17 protein-coding genes are annotated in these 20,459 nt (G+C 58.9%); 13 read left to right on the forward strand and 4 right to left on the reverse strand.

Annotation, left to right across the window (positions count from 1 at the left end):
- Nucleotide 1: 1 nt before the first annotated feature.
- Complete coding sequence (locus tag AC1DMK_RS12950; RefSeq protein ID WP_477859488.1) at nucleotides 2-385, reverse strand: hypothetical protein; 384 nt, start codon at nucleotides 383-385, stop codon at nucleotides 2-4.
- Between the two features lie 287 nt (nucleotides 386-672).
- Here AC1DMK_RS12950 and AC1DMK_RS12955 point away from each other — a divergent pair, with 287 nt between their 5' ends.
- A complete protein-coding gene (locus tag AC1DMK_RS12955; RefSeq protein WP_477859489.1) occupies nucleotides 673-1,215 on the forward strand; it encodes a recombinase family protein in 543 nt (180 codons plus the stop codon).
- Nucleotides 1,216-1,483: 268 nt separating this feature from the next.
- On the opposite strand, the gene AC1DMK_RS12960 is transcribed toward AC1DMK_RS12955, so the two are convergent.
- On the reverse strand, nucleotides 1,484-1,642 hold the full coding sequence (locus tag AC1DMK_RS12960) for a hypothetical protein (RefSeq protein WP_477859490.1): 159 nt from the start codon (nucleotides 1,640-1,642) through the stop codon (nucleotides 1,484-1,486).
- A gap of 295 nt (nucleotides 1,643-1,937) precedes the next feature.
- Between AC1DMK_RS12960 and AC1DMK_RS12965 the strand changes: the two genes are divergently transcribed.
- Complete coding sequence (locus AC1DMK_RS12965; protein ID WP_477859492.1) at nucleotides 1,938-4,031, forward strand: AAA family ATPase; 2,094 nt, start codon at nucleotides 1,938-1,940, stop codon at nucleotides 4,029-4,031.
- Nucleotides 4,032-4,083: 52 nt separating this feature from the next.
- Nucleotides 4,084-4,980, forward strand: a complete 897-nt coding sequence (locus tag AC1DMK_RS12970) for a hypothetical protein (RefSeq protein ID WP_477859494.1) — start codon at nucleotides 4,084-4,086, stop codon at nucleotides 4,978-4,980.
- A gap of 267 nt (nucleotides 4,981-5,247) precedes the next feature.
- Here AC1DMK_RS12970 and AC1DMK_RS12975 read toward each other — a convergent pair whose 3' ends face one another.
- Together AC1DMK_RS12975 and AC1DMK_RS12980 are read right to left on the reverse strand one after the other, a co-directional pair.
- A complete protein-coding gene (locus AC1DMK_RS12975; RefSeq protein ID WP_037062925.1) occupies nucleotides 5,248-5,595 on the reverse strand; it encodes a hypothetical protein in 348 nt (115 codons plus the stop codon).
- Between the two features lie 113 nt (nucleotides 5,596-5,708).
- The gene (locus tag AC1DMK_RS12980; RefSeq protein WP_477859495.1) at nucleotides 5,709-7,325 is read right to left on the reverse strand and encodes a GumC family protein; all 1,617 of its coding nucleotides are present in this window, start codon (nucleotides 7,323-7,325) and stop codon (nucleotides 5,709-5,711) included.
- A gap of 125 nt (nucleotides 7,326-7,450) precedes the next feature.
- Between AC1DMK_RS12980 and AC1DMK_RS12985 the strand changes: the two genes are divergently transcribed.
- From AC1DMK_RS12985 to AC1DMK_RS13030, 10 genes are all read left to right on the forward strand, one after another.
- Nucleotides 7,451-8,512 (forward strand): glycoside hydrolase family 5 protein, encoded by a 1,062-nt coding sequence (locus AC1DMK_RS12985; RefSeq protein ID WP_477859497.1) that lies wholly within the window; start codon nucleotides 7,451-7,453, stop codon nucleotides 8,510-8,512.
- Between the two features lie 5 nt (nucleotides 8,513-8,517).
- Entirely contained in the window at nucleotides 8,518-9,780 is a 1,263-nt protein-coding gene (locus tag AC1DMK_RS12990; RefSeq protein ID WP_477859499.1) for a hypothetical protein, read from the forward strand.
- A gap of 143 nt (nucleotides 9,781-9,923) precedes the next feature.
- Nucleotides 9,924-10,808: a formyltetrahydrofolate deformylase gene (purU, locus tag AC1DMK_RS12995; RefSeq protein WP_477859501.1), complete on the forward strand. Its 885-nt coding sequence runs from the start codon at nucleotides 9,924-9,926 to the stop codon at nucleotides 10,806-10,808.
- Between the two features lie 104 nt (nucleotides 10,809-10,912).
- Nucleotides 10,913-13,840: an aminotransferase gene (locus AC1DMK_RS13000; protein ID WP_477859503.1), complete on the forward strand. Its 2,928-nt coding sequence runs from the start codon at nucleotides 10,913-10,915 to the stop codon at nucleotides 13,838-13,840.
- Between the two features lie 519 nt (nucleotides 13,841-14,359).
- Entirely contained in the window at nucleotides 14,360-14,554 is a 195-nt protein-coding gene (locus AC1DMK_RS13005) for a hypothetical protein (RefSeq protein WP_037062830.1), read from the forward strand.
- 136 nt (nucleotides 14,555-14,690) lie between these two features.
- Nucleotides 14,691-15,695, forward strand: coding sequence for a P1 family peptidase (locus AC1DMK_RS13010; RefSeq protein WP_477859505.1), 1,005 nt, complete (start codon nucleotides 14,691-14,693; stop codon nucleotides 15,693-15,695).
- Nucleotides 15,696-15,741: 46 nt separating this feature from the next.
- Complete coding sequence (locus tag AC1DMK_RS13015; RefSeq protein WP_477859507.1) at nucleotides 15,742-16,662, forward strand: LysR family transcriptional regulator; 921 nt, start codon at nucleotides 15,742-15,744, stop codon at nucleotides 16,660-16,662.
- 150 nt (nucleotides 16,663-16,812) lie between these two features.
- On the forward strand, nucleotides 16,813-18,342 hold the full coding sequence (locus AC1DMK_RS13020) for an ABC transporter substrate-binding protein (RefSeq protein WP_477859509.1): 1,530 nt from the start codon (nucleotides 16,813-16,815) through the stop codon (nucleotides 18,340-18,342).
- A gap of 300 nt (nucleotides 18,343-18,642) precedes the next feature.
- Nucleotides 18,643-19,590, forward strand: coding sequence for an ABC transporter permease (locus tag AC1DMK_RS13025; RefSeq protein ID WP_477859511.1), 948 nt, complete (start codon nucleotides 18,643-18,645; stop codon nucleotides 19,588-19,590).
- Between the two features lie 2 nt (nucleotides 19,591-19,592).
- Nucleotides 19,593-20,456, forward strand: coding sequence for an ABC transporter permease (locus tag AC1DMK_RS13030; RefSeq protein WP_477859675.1), 864 nt, complete (start codon nucleotides 19,593-19,595; stop codon nucleotides 20,454-20,456).
- The last annotated feature ends 3 nt before the right edge of the window (nucleotides 20,457-20,459 follow it).

A 20,459-nucleotide genomic window follows, 5' to 3' on the forward strand; every position in this document is an offset into this window, starting at 1 on the left:
GTTAACGAGTCAATCCCCTGTAGATATTGAAGCAACCCCACAGAGCCAGCGCCAAAAGCATGATGGAGTGTGGCATTGGGAACGACTGTCCGACTAGCTTGCAGAGGCCGAGGTAAAGTACCAAGGCACCAAATACATGGACGCAACCTGTCACCAAATCCTGTCGGCCTCGGTCGCCAATTGAGTTGAGAAATCGAACTTCTTCCGGTGTCGGTGTTGGGTTCGTCGTCGGTGGTGGGTTCGTCGGCTCATATCGCCCAGTCCCCTGCTCGTTGTTTTGCTTCCTGTAGATAACAATTGGAACGACAATCGTAGCGAGCACCCCGATCAACGCGAGGAATGTGCTGATGATAGTGCCAAGGCTTGCGACTTCGCTTAACTGCATGATTATCTTCCTAATATCGATTTATCGGCCCGCTGTATGTCATGGTGATGCATGAAGCCAGTTCGCTTTCAAAAAACGACTAAGCATGGTGACTGCAATACTAACGTGCAACGGTCAATTCCAACTTGATGTAAGTCGGCCCGGATATGTGCCTCGTTAGCGTGTACCGCAGCGAGTCATCGCAATGAGACAGAATTAGTGTCTTATATGGGTTGACTTCGGAATTATGAGACGGTACCTGTGGTGGCTCTAGACCCAAACGAGACACTCATAGGGGACGTTCGACCATGACCAGCTACGGCTATGCCCGCGTATCGACCAGCGACCAAGACCTCACGATCCAGCGTGAAGCTCTCCTCAAGGCTGGCTGTGAGCTTGTCCGTGAAGAGAAGAAGAGCGGCACAACCCTCGAAGGCAGGACGGAACTAGATACTCTCATGGCCTTCATGCGCTCAGGTGACACTCTCACGGTCACCCGTATCGACCGCCTCGCGCGCTCTATTGGCGATCTCCAGGACATCGTAAGGCAGCTGAAGACCAAGGGCGTATCGCTCCGTGCCACTGAGCAGCCCATCGACACCAGCACCGCAGCGGGCAAAGCGTTTCTGGATATGCTGGGGGTGTTCGCTGAGTTTGAAACGAACCTTCGCAAGGAACGCCAGCTTGAAGGGATTGCCAAGGCTAAGGCTGCTGGCGTCTACACTGGCCGCAAAGCTTCCATTGACCCCGCGCAAGTGCACACCCTACGCCGGGAAGGGCTTGGAGCTACCGACATAGCCAAGCAGCTTGGCATTGGCCGCGCGTCCGTCTATCGCATTCTGGAAGCTTGAAACCTATCGCCTCTCTTTAAGTAGCCAAATGCCGCTGTGAGGGTCAAGCTTCAGGCGGCACTCGCGTATCTGGCTAGCAGCTCTAGGCGCTCCTGCACTTACGCAAGGCTACGACCGCCAGACAAACTGCGTATGTGTGAGACCGTCTGTTTTCGTTTTCCTGCACCGTTGGCCTAAAGCCAGCCTCACGCGTGCCCATTGCCTTCCTTCAGATGCGCGAAAGGCCGCAGCGGTTAAGCTGCGACCTCAGGCAGTCATCAGGCTAGCGTTAGGCGAGCTTTGAGCTGTCTATATGCCATGTGCCCTTCTTGCCGGTCACGAACAGACCGATCCCCTTAGCGAGGCACAGCTCGCGCTTCCCCAGCTTCACGTAGAAAACGCCGCGCGCAATTTCGATTTCAATAGTCTGTCCCAAAACAATCTTCATGGTGAGTGCCTTCCCGCGTTGCCCTTCAACGCTTCGCAAGTGGTACACCCGCAGAATCGCGCTTCGCAACACTTATTTTCTAAAAAAGCATAATGATTTCAATTGTTTCACTTGCGCAGCTGAGAATGACACTTTTCGGTCCTCACCACCAATCATGTCGGGGGGCTTGTCAAATCAGCGCTCGCGCCTTCCTCAAGCCGACAACGGGGATAACTTCCAAGAGTTTTGCACGACCTGTTGTGTTTTCAATCCGGCGTAGCACAATCGAAGACTAGCAGAGATTCGGAGTTGTATAGTGCGAATAAGCGATATTTTGATCAGGAATTTTCGAGGCATTTCTTTTGCCGAAGCATCCGACTTAGGTGACACCATAATTGTGGCGGGCCAAAATGGATCGGGAAAGTCGTGTATTTTTGATGCTATCCGCCTACTGAAGTCAGTCTATGGCGGTTACCAGCAGAATGAGTGGCAACACTTCTTCACTGAGTTCGCTATTCAATTGCATGGAGGATCGCGAAATATTCAGGGGCTTTTCAATAACAAGTTGAACCCAATCCAAATACAAACCCGCTTCAGCTTGAGAGATCGCGAGAAGAGGTACATTCATGACAACGCTTCAGAGTTGCTTGAGGAGACCATATGGCAATCGGTCCTGCCTGAAGCGTTTCAGTATGGTGGATATCACAAAGCAATGTTCGCGGCACAATTCAGGGAGAAACAGCCTGAGGTGAGCGAGCGAGTTGCCATGACACTTCCGCTTCTTATGGCCGAATTAACAAATCCCTCATTTTTAGCGCGGGTCGATATAACCCCGGCAGGGGAGATAACCATTGCGCCTTCCCAGTTGCTGTCCGTCGCCTTTACAAACTACCGCCCACGGGAAATTGGAGTAATAGATTTCCACGGGGCGCAACGACATTATGGGAGAGAATTAGTTCAGGGCATCAACCTTAGTCTTGATCAAGCAAACCAAGTAAAGAGCCAGAGTTCGCTTTATAACTACAACAACAAATACAACAACGTCAAAAGCGAGATGGCGGGGAATTACGTAAAGGAGCTGCTTGCAGAGAGAGCAAATGGGTCTGAAGATCACCTGCAAGAAGGTAGCCTCACTTCAGCAATGAAGGAATTATTTTCTTCCTTCTTTCCAGACAAGGAATTTCTTGGACCGCAACCTACCGCAGATGGGTCACTTTCTTTCCCGGTGAGGACACCCAATGGGACACAGCACGACCTTGATGAATTAAGTTCTGGCGAGAAAGAGATCCTCTACGGCTATCTGCGAATTCGCAGCTCGGCACCTAAAGACTCTATCATATTGCTCGATGAGCCGGAACTGCATCTCAATCCCAGACTGATTAGAGGGTTGCCAGAGTTTTACAGGAAGCACCTTGGGGAACTGCTCGAAAACCAACTTTGGTTAGTCACACATTCCGACGCGCTAATCCGTGAGGCTATCGGGAAGCCAGGCTTCAATGTCTTTCACATGCTGCCGTGCGGCACCGAAGGAAATGGATCGCAATTGCGTTCATTGACAGCAACGAAGGATCTCGACCTTGTGTTGACTGATTTGGTGGGGGACTTGGCAGCGTACAGGCCGGGCGGCAAAGGTGTAATTTTCGAAGGAGGTGGCGACAGTGACTTCGATAAGACACTTGTAACAACGCTTTTTCCAGAAGAAGTGAGGGGGATCAACCTAATCTCCGGTTCGAACAAGACACGGGTCAAAGCACTTCACCAAGTTCTCAAGCGAGCCTATGAGGCGGGCGACTTGCCGACAAAGTTCTACGCAGTAATTGACCGAGACTCGGATGATGTACCAGTTGTGCCGGGCGTTTCGGAGCACTCTTGGAATGTCTATCACATCGAAAACTATTTACTTGAGCCGAAATTCGTAGCGGAATCGGCAAATTCGTTTCGCTTGGACGGCAAGATGACCGAAGAGCAAGCTTTAGAGAAACTCAGAGAAGCAGCGCGAAAAGTCGTTCCTGCGACCATAACCCATAGACTACGCGAACATGTAAACTCAGAGTTTATAAGAGGGATTAACTTAGGCTTCGACCCCACTGCCGACGATTTATCCAAGGAGCTTGTGGCGGCCACTACTCGCTCATTCGAACGAGTTAAGGCTGCAGTTACCGTGACCCTGTCCGAAGCCAATCTCCGTGATAAGGAGTCGGAGCTTCGACGAGACGTAGAGACAAGCTTTGGCAACGGAACATGGCGCGAGCGTCTTCCGGGGCGCGAAATTCTGAAGCAGTTTGTTGCTAGCGAGGCTATACAAACCAACTATGAGGCATTTCGAAATCAAATCGTGTCACGCATGGCATCCGCAGGGCATAAGCCGCAAGGAATGCAAGTCGTGATCGACGCAATCAAAAGCGACTAGCGGGCACTGTCACTCACAACCAACACAACTCATAATTGGACGTGTGCTCACGATGGCCGAGTCTCTTTCTCGAACAATCATTGCAACAACCGTAGCCGGGGTTTTGATCGCGGGCGCCAGCTACTTCTTCTTTAGCACCCGTCCCGTGGACCCCAAAGAAGGGATAGTGATCAGTTACCGAGAACAGACTATTCCTGCAAATTTCTTTGCGCATCTGGTAGCAAAGATCACCCCAGTCGCACCGGAGGATGCAAAGCCCTTTGTCGATAAATTTCGTGCGTTTTTCGGCTATTATCAAGAACCGGCCATCGGCAGCTTCACGATCGAAAACAAATCCGGTCGACAGGTACAAAACCTCACTTACAATCTTGCGGACCGTATCTCGGGATATGTCGTGGATTCGGGTGGACAACACTCCCTCATCGAGGACGCCAAAACTGTAACGGTCTCTCTGCTGCCAGACGGCAAAGGTACAGTTGTTCTACTCATGAACTATCCGCAGTTCGATCCTCCGGGTAAGTTCACGCTTCAAGGCGTAGCGCTTCCTGTGCGGGAAATCGAACGAAAGTACGTTGAGCCGACCACAACCTTTACGGAGGAATACCCGTTCCTGTCCTTTCTTGTGATGCTGATGGGCACGCTAGCAATCGCGCTAAGCGCATTGGTCGCGTTCGCTGCGCTTTTCTCTTTGAAAAGTCCCTACATCATAGCCAGCTTGGCGAGCGCTGACACGCTTGGGCAATCTCTCGCACTTCTGAACTTCACAAAAATCGAAAATCCTGCGAAATTTGAGCGCGCTGTGATTGTTGCAGAGAAGTATTTTGGAAGATGGATCGACCATCCTCAGGTACGCCGCCTAAATCCGACTGAGGTTTCTGCCCAACGTCCCGCTAGAGGACATGTTGCGTTATGTTTTCACATTCGGCGCAAATGCTTAGGACTGGCTTGAGGCTGTCACACAAAGCTGCTACACACACAACCGCGAAAACGCGAGAAAAAGTAGTGAAAACAACAATTGCTTGTCGGATTTGCCCTGTCCTCTTCTGGGCACCATTCCATTTTGAGAAAGCCATATTTCTCAGTATATTCAATGGTTGCATACTTCCGGTACGCCGGAGGCACCATTCATGGAAACCGAGCCGGCACGATGCTCCGGCCGATGAAAACTCCCGAAGCCGTTGGTGAAATGCTGCTGCGCGGAACGCCTGTGTGACGGCTAGCGAACCGGTTGATAGCGCCCCCGGCGCGGCACCAGTGTGCCCGTCGTCGCGATGCCGTCGCGGTCGCAGACATAGACGAGGGTCGGCACGCCGCCGGAGCGGAATATCTCGTCGTAGCGGCGGCGGATCAGTCTTGTTTCGGTCCGGCAGCTAAATTGCTCTTCTTCGGTCTTGTCGGGCTGCGCCTTCACGCCTGGCAGATCCTGGTAGGGATAGAGCGGCGGAACGCGCGCCTGACCCGCGCGTGTCCAATCGGTCGCAAAACCCGCGGTGGCGGTCAGGCCTGACACCAGGGTCAATGACACCAGGGTCAGTGCCGCCGGCAGCATCGTCAAAATTCGCATCGCATGCATCTTCTAGAAGTCGGGCTGGGTTTCCTTCATTGCATGTAGGCAGGCGCGGGGATGGCATCAAGCCAATGCCGTCGCGCGTGTTGGCACTTCGCGTAAATGTGAGCTCAGACCGGCCTGCGGATGTAGCCCCTGATAACAGGATGCGCGAGGAGGCTGGCGAGGACTGCAAACCCCGCGCCGGCGGCAAAGCCAGCCAGAAATCCGCCGATCACGCCAGCGATAAGCAACATCTTCTTGCCGGGGCCGTCAGCCTTTACCGGCAGCTCGGCTTCGGAAATGATGCGCATGTTGTTGCGGGCCAGATTTTGTTCTTCGGTCGTCTGGTCGGAGCGCTTCAGCAGTGCCTCGTAGATTTCGCGCGCGGCTGCGGCTTTGCGCTGAAGCTCGTTGAGCTCGACCTGCTTGTCGGAGGTGTTGACCTGAAGCGCCTTCTGCAAGGACAGCTCCTTGGAGACGGCCTCTTCGGCCTTCTTGGCCTGGTCATATTGCGCGCGTGCCGAGGTGGCGAGCCGGTCCAGTTCGCTGCGGACCTCGTTGGCGATACTTTGCAGCGAGGACCGGGCGGCCTGCAGGCGTGGATGGCGGGCACCCAGCTGGCTCTCCAAATTGCCGATAAGTGCCGCTTGCGTCGCATATTGCTGGCGCAGGCTCGTGAGCGCCGTCGACGTGGCGTTCTGGTCCTGCTGGCTGCCCGCAACGACCTGCTCGAAACTGAGCTTGGAGGCGGCATCCGCACGAGTCTTCGCCTGGATGGTCTTGTCCTGTGCCGTGACGAGCAGCGTATTCAGCGATGTCAGGCGTTGATCCGAGATCAGACCCTGCTGGGTCGAAGCCATGTCGTTTTCGGCGCGGTAGGTTTCCACCGCTTGCTCTGCTTGCAGCAGCTTCTGTCGCAGGTCGGTCAGCCGGCCGTCCAGCGCGTTTGCGGTGTTTTCGTAACGACCTGTGGATGCGTTGCTTTCCTCCTGGAGGAAGGAGGAGACCACCTGGTTGGCAAGCTTGGCGGATTTCTGCGGATCGCGCGTTGTCGCCGAAAGGGAGACGACATAGGTCGTTGCCTCCCGCGTGATGACGACCGCCTTTTGCAGCGCGCTTATGACAGCCGCTCCATCCGAGCGGCCGGCGGTGAATTCGGGATCCTGGTAGAGGTTCATCGTTTCGGCGACGCGCCGCAGCACGTTGCCCGAGGTCAGGATCTGGGCCTGGCTGTCGACGAGCGCGGACATCATTTCGGGAGATGGACCCGACGATGAAGATGTTTGATCGGTCACGCTGACCTGGCGGGGATCGAAGTAAAGACTGGCCTTTGCGGTGAATTTCTGAGGCGCCATAGGGACGACGACGCCGCCTGCAAGCGCGCCAAGAAGCGAGAGGCCGAGCACGATCAGGCGACGGTCCGAGATGGCGGAGATCGCCGATCCGAGGTCCAGCAGTGGCGCGGCAGCTTGCAGTCTCTGTTCATTCGGCAGGGACGCAGTCGGGGCGATCGGTTCCGCGCGGGCTTGCCGTGGCTGTGGGTTCTCGCGGTCCGGGGCGCTCGGAGCGTCGGGCGGGATGTCTGCGGCAGGCACTCCGACGACGGGGGCCGGTCGCGGCTGGGCAAAGTCGCTGGGGCGCAGCGCTGGGCTGCGCGCTGGTAGCGTTGGCGGCAGGGCATCGTCACGCTCATAGCTGCGCCATTGCGGCAGCCGACTGACCTTGTTCTTGTCGAACTGACTCATGAATTCACTCCGGCGCCCCGGCCGGTTTCAGCCGCACTACCCGGACTTTAGAAATTCTTAGCTAACGGACCGTTAAGTTGGATGGCCACGATGCAATGACGTCCAACCGAACGAATGCGAAAACGATGAAAGCCAGTCCCCCAACCTCGTGGCGCCTGACGGCCGCCGCTCTGGCAATGCTCGTGTTTCACACAAGCGAGGCCAATGCCGCGGGTCCGTGTCTTCGCGGCGTCAATCTTTCCGGCGCCGAATTCGGGGAGCCGGGAGGCGAATATTTCAAGGCTTATACCTATCCCTCCGAGGAGACGATCGACTACTTCGCAAGGAAGGGCATGAACACCGTTCGCTTGCCGTTCCAATGGGAGCGGATGCAGCCGCAGCTTGGGCAGCCGTTGGATGAGAATGAATTGAAGCGCCTGAAGGAAACCGTCGAGTTGCTTCGCAAGAAGCATCTGACGATCATTCTCGACCCGCACAATTACGCATCTTACAACAAGGCCAAGATCGGCGATGCGCCGGTGACGGTATCAGCCTTTGCTGAGTTCTGGGCACGACTGGCAGTCGAATTCCCCGATCAGCAGGACGTGGTTTTTGGCCTGATGAACGAGCCGAACGACATTGCCACGGACGTTTGGCTCAAGGCCGCCAATGCTGCGATCCGGACCATCCGTGCAACCGGGGCCGACAATCTGATTCTGGTACCGGGCACCCAATGGACGGGCGCCCATTCCTGGCAGTCGGATGGGCCTGGCGGCGCCAATGGAACCGTCATGCTGGGCGTTCGCGATCCGCGCAATAACTTCGCCTTTGAGGTCCATCAGTATTTCGACAGCGACTCGTCGGGCACCCACGCCGACTGTTCCGGCAACGACAACGCCCTTGACGCTGTGGTGAAGATGACCGATTGGGCGCGTGCGAATGGCAAGAAGGTCTTTCTCGGCGAATTCGGCGTGCCGCAGGACAAGGCCTGCATTGCCGGGCTGAAGCGGGTGCTCGACAAGATCCAGGCGAATGGCGATGCCTGGCTCGGCTGGACCTATTGGGTTGCCGGCGACTGGTGGCCGCAGAGCGAAGCGCTGAATGTCCAGCCGCATGACGGGCACGAGCGCAAGCAGATGGCCACGTTGCAGCAGGCTGCCCAGGCGCAAATGCCGGCCAAGGCTGCCTGCGCAACGGTCGCGGAATGACGGACATGGCAGGGCGCGGCGCACAGGAAAACGAGCCTATCGACTTTGGCATTCTCGCTGTGAGTGTCCTTGGTGTGACGTACAACGCGATACTCGCCTTCATCAACCACAATCTCATGCCGCTCACGCCGGCCTATGTTGTACTCAGCGAAATCCTGTTGCTGACCTTCAGCTTTGCGTTCCTGCTGCGCAAAGGCCTATTCGAGGAGGATATGGCCCCGCTAGGCTATCTCGTTGCAACGATCTTGCTCACCATCTACGTCATGGCTATCAATCGCGCGGCCTATATCGATCATCTTCGCAATGTTCTGATCATTTTCGCCTTCGTGGTCATGGGCCGATGGACCAATGTACGAACGCTCAAGCTGACTTTCAAAGTATGCTGCCTTGTTGTTCTGGCAGTGCTGGTTTGCGAGATCGTATCGACGCCCGCCTATGTGGCGCTCCTTCATCCAGCCGAGTACTTCCAGAATACGCGTGGCGTTCCCCCGGCGACCTACAGCAATAGCGGGCTGTTTCGCGGAGCCCTGGGTTTCGAGGGGCGTTTCTCTTTCGGCCTGATCGACCACCGCTCGTCGTCGATATTTCTGGAGCAGGTCTCGCTTGCCAATTTCTGCGGCGTGATCGTGATCTATCTCATCAGCTTCGGCAACCGTCTGACCTTGTCCGATCGGCTGATCTTCATGGCGACAGTCGTTCTCATACTTGTCACCAACGACACGCGGACGATGCTGATCTTCACCGTCGTCAGCGCCGTGGGTTATGTCGTCTACCCCTGGATTCCGAAGATCTGCGATTTCCTCATGATGCCGATGATTGTCGTGGTCGGCTTCGTGATCCATGCGTTCCGGCCCGATGCGCATGAAGATGATTTTGTCGGTCGCATCAGCGGCACGGTCAGGAACATTCTCGACATGGACCTGGCGGCGGCGCTCGGGCTAGAACTGGATAAGGCAACGACCTTCGTCGATAGCGGCTATGTCTACATAACCTATGGCGCCACGATCTTCGGCCTGATTCTCTTCTGGCTCTTCGTTTCCTTCTACCCGGCCGGTCGGACGCCGAACCAGAAACGCCTCTGCCATGCGCTCTCGCTGTTCATGTTCCTCAACTTGATGATTGGATCGACTGCGATCTTTTCGATGAAGACGGCGGGCATTCTCTGGCTGCTCGTCGGTTTTCTGAAGTTCAACGAAGGCGACACGGCGGGGATACGCGTTTCGACGGCGCAGGCGGAACGGAATTTTGCGCGCTCTGCCGTAAGTTGATGCTGGTGGCGAGAAACCGCAGCAAGTGTCAGAGGCGCTTTGCCTTCCGGATTGTTGCGCGCCTGAGAGTGCGCTGCTTGATCGGCTGCTTGGCTTTGATCTAAGCAGGTCTGCAGGCAGATGCCGAAAGAGGAATGGAAAGCATGACGAAGTATGTTTTGACGGTCACGTGCAAGTCGACGCGCGGCATTGTTGCGGCTATCGCCAACTATCTGGCGGAGCAGGGCTGCAATATCATCGATTCCTCGCAGTTCGACGACCTCGATACTGGCAGGTTCTTCACCCGCGTCTCGTTCATTTCCGAAGAAGGCGTCAAGCTTGCGGCGCTGAAGGAAGGTTTCGCGCCGATCGCCGAGACCTTCGGCATGGAGGCCGAGATCCACGACGGCGCCAGCCGCATGAAGGTGTTGCTGATGGTCTCCCGCTTCGGCCATTGTCTGAACGACCTGCTCTACCGCTGGAAGATCGGCGCCCTGCCGATCGACATCGTCGGCGTGGTCTCCAATCATTTCGAATACCAGAAGGTTGTGGTCAATCATGACATCCCCTTCCACCACATAAAGGTGACGAAGGAGAACAAGCCGCAGGCCGAAGCGCAGATCCTCGACCTCGTCGAGCAGACGGGAACCGAACTCGTCGTCCTGGCGCGCTATATGCAGGTGTTGTCCGACGCCATGTGCAAGAAGATGTCGGGCAAGATCATCAACATCCACCACTCCTTCTTGCCGAGCTTCAAAGGTGCGAATCCCTACAAGCAGGCCTATGAGCGCGGCGTGAAACTGATCGGCGCGACAGCGCACTATGTGACTGCCGATCTCGACGAAGGCCCGATCATCGAGCAGGATACGGCGCGCATTACGCATGCACAGAGTGCCGATGACTACGTATCGATCGGCCGCGACGTCGAAAGCCAGGTTCTGGCGCGTGCCATCCACGCCCATATCCATCGCCGCGTCTTCCTCAACGGCAACCGCACGATCGTCTTCCCGGCAAGCCCCGGCAGCTACGCTTCCGAGCGCATGGGGTGATTGGCGCGCAAGCGTCGCGAGGGTTCCGATCTGACCGCTTGCCGATAGCACGCATTCGATTATCTGCTTAATGTGCAGGATCGATTCGCGCGGTGGGGGATATCATGACTGATGAAACGCTTGTTCGGCGTCTCGAGCTTCCGCGTCCGGATGTGACTGCCGCGGAGGCCAGCGACATTCTCCTGTCGCGCTATGGCCTATCCGGCACGATCAACGAACTTGGCAGCCAGCAGGATCGCAACTACCGCGTCGATACCGGCGAGCGGCGCTATGTACTCAAGATCTGCCACGTGGATTACCAAACCCTTGAGCTGGAGGCGCAGAATGCGGCGATCCGGCATTTGTGCGCAAGGGACGACGCGCCACGCGTTCCCAGGGTCGTTGCGTCGACGGACGGGCAGGATATCGTCGCGGTTGCGGTTCGCGAACAGACCTTCCAGGTTCGCCTGCTCGAATATCTCGAAGGCGAGGGGCTGACGCACCGCAAATTTCTGCCGAAGGAATCCGTCTCGGCGCTCGGAGCGCTATGCGCGCAGTTGGCGCGGTCGCTTGCGGATTTCGATCATCCGGGCCTCGATCGCAATCTGCAGTGGGATCTCCGTCGTGCCGGACCGGTGGCCGTCCAGCTGCTCTCGGCGATCACCGACAGCGCCGCCCGTGATCGTATCGCCAAGACCATGGTTGCGGCGGTGCGCCGCATTCAGCCGTTTGCGCCAGCGCTTCGCCTGCAGGCTGTGCACCACGATGTGACGGGCGACAATGTCGTCAGCCGGCGCGATGCGCATGGCCGCTTGATCCCGGACGGCGTCATCGATTTCGGCGATATTATCCGTGGTTGGCTGGTCGGCGATCTGGCCGTGACCTGCGCATCACTTTTGCACCAGGCGGGCGGCGACCCCTTTTATGTGCTCCCCGCCGTCAAGGCCTATCACGACGTCTATCCGCTGAACGTCGAGGAGTTGAAGGCGCTCTGGCCGCTCGTCGTCGCGCGCGCCGTCATTCTGGTTGCCAGCAGTGAGCAGCAGATTTCCATCGATCCCGGCAACGACTATGTACGCGGCAATCTCGAACTCGAGAGGCGCATCTTCGACGTCGCCATGTCCGTACCGTTCGATCTGATGGAAATCGCGATCCTGAAGACCGCCGGGATCGGGGTGGCCACCGTCGCAACAGACGATTGGCAGTTGCTGCTCCCCGATCTCGATCTGCAGCGTCTCTCCTATGTCGATCTCGGCGTCCGGAGCCAGCACTTTGCGGCAAGCAATTGGTCGCAAGGCGATATGGACTGGCGGCTGCTCGCACGCGCCGCTGCCGAAAGCGGAGCAGCTGCGACCCGCTATGGCGAGTACAGGCTGTCGCGTGCCAGTTTGCGAAGCGCAAGGCCGCCTGCCACCTATGCGCTGCATGCCGACATCTGTTTGCCTGCCGGAAGCACCGTCGCCGCGCCCTTTGCCGGCAAGATCGGCTGGAAGGACCATCATCTCGTGCTGGCCGGTGAGGAAATAAGCCTCCATCTCGACGGCTTGGACCTTGCGGCGGATGATGGCGCCGAGGTCGAGCCGGGTCAGGCGATCGGCACGGTCTCCGGCGAACCGTCGTCCCTGGGAGGGTTGCGGGTGCAGCTGTCCACCCTTCGCGGCGCAGAGCCGCCGCTCTTTTGCGTGCCTTCCGAGGTCTTCGCCTGGGCGCCACTTTGCCCATCTCCCGCGGCCTTGCTCGGGGCGGGCGTCGAGGCGCCGGCGCCTTCGACGGCGACGCTCTTTGCCCGTCGCGAGGAACATTTCGCCGGACCCCAGAAGCACTACTACAAGTCCCCGCCGCAAATGGAGCGCGGCTGGAAGGAGCATATGTTCGATGTCGAGGGGCGCGCCTATCTCGACATGGTCAACAATGTCGCCATTCTCGGCCACGGGCATCCGCGTCTCGCGGAAGCAGTCAGCGAGCAGTGGCTAAGGCTCAACACCAACTCGCGCTTCCACTACGCAGCGCTTGTCGAATTCTCGGAGCGGCTCGCGTCTCTGGCCCCGGAAGGATTGGACACGGTCTTTCTCGTCAATAGCGGCTCGGAAGCGAACGATCTGGCATTGCGGCTCGCCTGGGCTCACACCGGCGCGCGCAACACGCTTTGCCTGCTGGAGGCCTATCATGGCTGGTCGGTGGCAAGCGATGCTGTCTCGACCTCGATCGCCGACAATCCACAGGCTCTGACGACAAGGCCGGAATGGGTACTTCCCGTCATGTCCCCCAATACCTACCGCGGGAAATTCCGCGGCCCGGATACCACCGGCGAATATCTTCAGGGAGTGCTGGCCGCACTGGAAGCGATCGACGAGAGGGGCGAGCGCGTGGCCGGCTTTATTGCCGAGCCAGTCTATGGCAATGCCGGCGGCATCGCGCTCCCGGATGGCTATCTGGCTGCCGTCTATGCGCAAGTGCGCGCTCGTGGCGGCCTCTGCATCGCCGACGAGGTGCAGGTCGGCTATGGCAGGCTGGGTCACCATTTCTGGGGGTTCGAGCAGCAGGGCGTCGTGCCAGATATCATCACCGTCGCTAAGGGCATGGGCAATGGCCATCCGCTCGGCGCGGTGATCACGACACGCGCCGTTGCCGAATCTCTGGAAAAGGAAGGCTACTTCTTTTCGTCCACCGGCGGCAGCCCGGTTGGCTGTGTCGTCGGCTTGACCGTGCTCGACATCATGGCCGACGAGATGCTGCAGGAGAATGCCCGCGACGTTGGTGATCGCCTGAAGAGCCGCCTTGTCGCGCTGATCGAGCGTTATCCGCTCGTTGGAGCTGTTCACGGCGCGGGTCTCTACCTCGGCCTGGAATTCGTCCGCGACAGAACGACGCTTGAACCCGCGACGGAAGAGACGGCGGCGATCTGCGACCGGCTGCTCGATCTCGGCATCATCATGCAGCCGACCGGCGATCACCTCAATGTGTTGAAGATCAAGCCGCCGCTCTGCCTTTCGGTCGAGAGCGCGGATTTCTTCGCGGACACCCTGGAAACGCTGCTTTCCGAGGGTTGGTGAACGTGCCGCGGCGACATTAACCATTTCGGTCATTTCGCGGCGTCCCGTTTTTTAGTCAGATGCCCATTGCCGGAATCAGTGGCGCTTCCTATGTCTGGTTGCGAGCGACGGAGAGCTTCCTTCCGTCACACGAATTGCACAAAGACCTGATAGTGGTCTTCCAGTGAATTCGGTTGTGGCGGAATGATTTTTTCCTAATCGCCGACATTTTGACATGTTTCGGAATATGTTTCCGACAAGCTGTCGAGTATTGTCTACATATAAAGTAGATTAAGAAAGACAGTCATCACCGGTCCCGGTGCGCCGAGGCCCAAAGCAAGCGCAACGCGAAAGAAAGGAACGAGACATGAAAGACATCCATATTCTTGCCGCGCTCCTTGAGCGATCCGCGCTTGGAAATGACCGTCCGGGCGCTCTCTCCCGCCCGAACTGTCGAATGTGACGTTCGTCCCCCTTTAAACGGTCCAGACAAGTCAATTCGCCATCGCCAGCGCACCCCGCGCGGCAGGAGTTCTATGTATGAAAAAAGAAGTTATCGAATATGCAGGCGTTCCCGTCGGGATCGTCGTTCCGGATGAAAACCGGCTGAAGTTCATCGCAGTGAAGTATCACGTTCATGATCTCGACGAGCAGCATTTCGGCTCGCCCGCCGAGGTGAAGCTCGCGATTCACGACCTGATGACACGCCGCCATCCAAAGCCCATCCATGCCTAGCGCATGAATGGGCTCGGCCGGAAAAAGGCCATCGAGATTTCCGACCGGTCCTGCCAGAAGCAGGGCCGGTCTTGTTTTTTGCTCGTCCTTGCGGTCCTATCGCGCGCTCCCTGATCAAGGTCCGATTGAAGGAAGGATGCCGCGCTTGCTCAATCTCCTCACCGACATCGAAGGTATTTCCGTCGGCCACGCGACCGACCTCAAGCTCGGCTCGGGTGTCACCGCTATCATCTTCGACGAGCCGGCAACCGCATCGGGCGTCATCCTGGGCGGCGCGCCGGGCGGCCGCGACACCGCACTGCTCGATCCTTCGATGACCGTCGGCCAGGTGGATGCCTTCGTTCTCTCTGGCGGCTCCGCGTTCGGTCTCGATGCGGCAGGCGGCGTCCAGGCTGGCCTGCGCGAAATCGGTCGCGGCTTTGCTGTCGGCAATCTGCGGGTGCCGATCGTGCCGCAGGCGATCCTGATGGATCTCCTGAACGGCGGCAACAAGGACTGGGGCACGCACTCACCCTATCGCGACATGGGATACGAAGCCTTCCAGGCGGCATCGAAAGGCGCGTTCACGCTCGGCACGGTTGGCGCCGGGACGGGCGCGACCACCGCGACCTTCAAGGGCGGCGTCGGCTCCGCGAGTGCTCAAAGCAGCGCCGGTCATCGTATTGCCGCGATCGTCGCCGTGAATGCGCTCGGATCCGCAACGGTCGGCGATGGTCCGCATTTCTGGTCCGCGCCATTCGAGCGAGATGGCGAGTTCGGGGGTCTCGGCCTGCCGTCGTCGATAGCGCAAGGCGATACGGCGATGCGTCTCAAGGGCATGAACACCACCGCAACGACGATCGGCGCAATCGTGACCGACGCCGAAATGACCAAGGCCGAGGCGCATCGCCTGGCTGTGATGGCCCATGACGGCCTGGCGCGGGCCTTGCTGCCAGCGCATCTCCCGCTCGACGGCGACACCGTCTTTGCGGCATCGACGGGGAAGAAGCCGCGGGATGGCCTGCGCGATTTCATGGAACTTTGCCACCTTGCGACCCTCGTCATGGCCCGCGCCATCGCGCGCGGCGTCTACCAGGCAACGGCACTTCCCGTCGAGGGCGCGCAGGAAGCGTGGAGCGACCGCTATCGGGATCGCTGCTGATCGCCTACATAGGGTCGATATTGCCCGAAGCGGCGGAGACGATGACATGCAGATTCGGGCCTTGTTGTATTTCGACGAGCTGGTGCGGACAAACTCCATGCGCCAAGCAGCCGAGAATCTGAACGTTGCGCCGACGGCGATCAGCCGGCAGATCGAGAATCTCGAATATCACTTCGGCGCGCCGCTGGTGGAGCGCAGCGCGCGCGGTGTCAAGCTGACGGCGGCGGGCGAACTGCTCGCGGCTCGTGCGGGGCGCACTCTGCGCGAACTCGATCATGTCGGGCAGTTGATCGAGGACCTGAAGGGGCTGCAGCGAGGGCGCGTCAGCATCCATGCAAATGGTGCGACGGTCGCCAACCTGCTGGCACCGGCGCTGGCCGAATTCAGTCTGAAGTATCCGAAGCTGCGTTTCGAGGTGACGATCACCAGTGCCCGCCAGGCCGTGGAGGCGGTCAACGGTGCTGAAGCGGATATCGCGGTGACGCTGTTTGCGCCGCCGATGTCGGGCACCAAGGTCCGGCTCCGTTCGCAGATCGCCTATGATCTGATCGCCGCTCCCGGCCATCCGGCAACGGCAAAGAGCGAAGTCCACCTTAGGGACGTTGTGGACTATTCGCTGGCGCTCCCCGACCAGTCCTTCGGCTTTCGCCAGGCATTCGACGCGCTATGTGAAAAGGCCGGGTTGGCCTTCGAACCGGTCTTCGTGACGAGTTCGCTCGAGATGCTGAAGGAGTTGGTTCTGAGCGGAGCTGCCGTGACCCTGCTGCCCGCGCTGACTGTTCGGCGCGAGATCAATGCCGGCCAGCTTTGCGCCGTGCCGCTCGCCGCCAAGAGCGCGATATGCACGCACGTCGATCTTTGCGTGGCGCCCGACCGCCAGCTGTCCTTTGCCGCGACCAAGCTCCTCGACTTCATCGAGCGCTTCATGCGCGATCGCGCCAACAGCCAGCACGCGCCCAAAGAATAGTCTGGCGGGCTTGCATCGCCGCACGAATTCCGGTGTAGCTTTTTCGGCTACGCTGAGCACACAAATTCGTCGTTGTGTGTGCACTGTCGCAATGACACTCTATCCGCAATGGGCCAGTCGCAGACAGTGGCGGCCAGACAGGGGAACATGATGATCAAGGTTTCGCTCGCACCCTGTGCGAGTCTCGTCCGACGGCTTTCGTTCGGAGCTTCCGTATCGGCTGGCCTCGTACTTCTGAGCTTGACGCCCGCCGAAGCCGCAAAAACCACGCTCAATCTCGGCATGACGATCGAGCCGGCCGGCCTGGACCCGACGATCGCTGCCCCGGTCGCCATCGGGCAGGTCACGTGGCAGAACGTGTTTGAAGGCCTTGTGATGGTCGATGAGGCAGGCAGGGTACAGCCGCAGCTCGCAAGGAGCTGGGAGATTTCCCCGGACGGTCTGACCTACACGTTCAAGCTGCAGACCGGCGTGACTTTCCACGATGGCGAGGCGTTCGACTCGACTTCGGCCAAGTTCGCGCTGGATCGGGCCCGTGGCGCCGACTCGGTCAATCCTCAGAAACGTTTCTTCGCCTCGATCGCCTCGATCGATACGCCCGATCCCGAAACGCTGGTGCTGCACCTGTCGGCACCGACGGGTAGCCTGCTCTACTGGCTCGGATGGCCGGCCTCGGTCATGGTGGCGCCGAACTCGGCCGCCGACGACAAAACCAGGCCTATCGGCACCGGTCCATTCAAGTTCGTGAACTGGGCCAAGGGCGACAAGGTCGAACTCGAGAAGAACCAGGACTACTGGAACAAGGCGGCTTCGGTGAAGCTCGACAAGGTCACCTTCCGCTTTATCACCGATCCGCAGGCGCAGGCAGCTGCATTGAAGTCGGGAGACGTCGACGCGATCCCTGAATTCGCCGCCCCTGAGCTAATGAGTTCTTTCGAAGGCGATCCGAAACTTCTGACCAAGATCGGCAATACCGAGCTCAAGGTCGTTGCCGGCATGAACAATGCCAGGAAGCCGTTCGACGACAAGCGGGTGCGCCAGGCGCTGATGATGGCGATCGACCGCAAAACCGTGGTGGATGGCGCCTGGTCCGGCCTCGGCACGCCGATCGGCAGCCACTACACGCCGAACGATCCGGGCTATGTCGATCTCACCGGCAACCTGGCCTACGATCCGGAAAAGGCGAAGGCGATGCTCGCTCAAGCCGGCTACCCCAACGGCTTCAGCTTCACTATCAAGTCGCCGCAGATGGCCTATGCGCCACGTAGCGCCCAGGTCATGCAGGCGATGCTGGCTGAAATCGGCGTGACGATGAACATCGAGCCCACCGAATTCCCGGCGAAATGGGTTCAGGACGTTATGAAGGACCGCGCCTATGAGATGACGATCGTGGCCCATGCGGAACCGATGGACATCGACATCTATTCGCGCGATCCCTACTACTTCAACTATAAGAATCCGGCTTTCAACGACCTGATGAAGAAGGTGCAGGAGACCTCGGATCCGGCCGCTCAGGCAAAGATCTACGGTAAGGCGCAGACGATTCTCGCCGAGGACGTGCCCGCGCTCTATCTTTTCGTCATGCCGAAACTCGGTGTCTGGAACAGGAAGCTGAAGGGGCTTTGGGAGAACGAGCCGATTCCCTCGAACGTGCTGACCAACGCTTTCTGGGTGGACTAAGAGGGTCGCAGAGCGGTTGCACGGAATAGGGAGCGTAGGTGTGGCTTGGAGATCGGATATGGTTTTGCTCGCTTCAGGTCTCGGCTCTCTCCCACTCCTGTGCTCGTCACAGGAATCCGGCGCACCCAAGTCTTTGGGTGCGGAAAACTGCTCCTCCAACAAAGGTGTCATTCACGGCGCGGACGCGCCGTGGCTGGATTCTTGTGACAGACACAGGAATGAGGGCTGGCAAGACGGGCATCGCCTCAGCGCGGTCAATGACCGCGGTTTCGGCCTCCTCCGCAATCCAAGAGCCGCCGCATGATCGCTCTTTTCTCACGTCGCCTCGTAGGTCTCCTGATGACGCTTGCGGTCGTGTCCTTGCTGATCTTCGCAGTGATGGACCTCCTGCCGGGCGATCCTGCCTCCATCATGCTTGGCACATCAGCGTCGCCGGAAACACTCGCGGCGTTGCGTCATGATCTCGGCCTCGACCGGCCGCTGCTCCTTCGCTATGGCCTATGGCTGGTGGGGGTCTGCTCCGGCGATCTCGGCCAGTCCTATACCTATGGCGTTCCGGTCGCCGGTCTCATCCTCGAGCGTCTCGCCGTCACCCTGCCGCTTGCGTTGATGGCGATCGTTCTGTCGGTGGCGATCGCCATCCCGTTGGGTGTCCTCGCTGCGGCGCGGCGCGGCAGCGCCTTCGACGTGATCGCCTCCATCTTCTCCGAGATCAGCGTAGCCGTCCCCGCCTTTTGGGTGGCGCTGCTGCTGATCATTCTGTTCTCGACGACGCTCGGCCTGATGCCGGCCGGTGGCTTCCCGGGCTGGGGCGCCGGCATCGTCCTGGCCATCAAGGCACTGCTGATGCCAGCCGTGGCGCTCGCGCTGCCGCAGGCCGGCGTGCTGACGCGTGTGACGCGCTCGGCCGTTCTGGAAACCCTGCACGAGGATTTCACCCGCACCGCGCTTGCCAAGGGGCTCTCGGCCAGCAAGGTGCTGTGGCGGCATTCGGTACCGAATGCGCTCGTCCCGATCTTCACCATTCTCGGGCTGCAGTTCACCTTTCTCGTCGCCGGCGCTGTCCTGGTGGAGAACGTCTTCAATCTGCCGGGTCTCGGCAGGCTTGCCTACCAGGCGCTCTCGCAACGCGATATCGTCGTCATGCAGGATGTCGTGCTTTTCTTTGCGGCCTTCGTCATAGTCATGAACTTCCTGGTTGATCTTTCCTATCTGGCAATCGACCCTCGCCTGCGCAAAGGCATATGACGATGGCGCCCGTCGTTTCCAATAGAGTCAGCGTTCGGCGCAGACGCCGGAGAATTAGCCGGCGAATGAATCTGATCGTCGGAGGCGCGGTTGTCGCATGCCTTGCCGCCATTGCATTGGTATCGCTGGTCTGGACGCCTCTGCCTGCGGCCAAGATGCAGATCATTCACAAGCTGCAGCCGCCTTTCGCCTTCGGCATTCTCGGCACGGATCAGTTCGGTCGCGACGTGCTCTCGATGCTGATGGTCGGCTGCTGGAATTCGCTGTCGATCGCAATTGTGGCCGTTGCCGTCGGTGGGACGCTGGGCTCGATTGCGGGCATCTCCGCCGCGGCATTCCGCGGGACCTTCGAGAGCCTGCTGATGCGTGCCTGCGACGTCATATTTGCCCTGCCGCCAATTCTCTCGGCAATGATGCTCGGTGCCTTTCTTGGGCCGGGCCGGATGACGGCGATCATCGCCATCGCAACCTTCATGATCCCGGTCTTCGCACGCGTCACGCTGGCGAGTGCGTTGCAAGCCTGGAGCCGTGACTATGTTCTGGCGGCGCGCGCGATCGGCAACACCCGCTTCACGATCTCGGTGCGCCACGTGCTGCCGAACATCGCGAGCCAGATCATCGTGCAGGCGACGATCCAGCTTGGTCTCGCGGTACTGACCGAAGCCGGCCTGAGCTTCCTCGGTCTCGGCCTCGCCCCGCCGGCTCCGACCTGGGGACGCATGCTGGCCGATGCGCAGACCTATCTCGCGCTCGCGCCCTGGCTGGCGATCCTGCCCGGCCTTGCCGTCGCGCTTTCCGTTTTCGGCTTCAACATGCTTGGCGACGGATTGCGCGACCTGCTCGATCCGCGCGACGCCAGCCGCTGATTG

The organism is Rhizobium sp. 05L419, assembly GCF_056397845.1.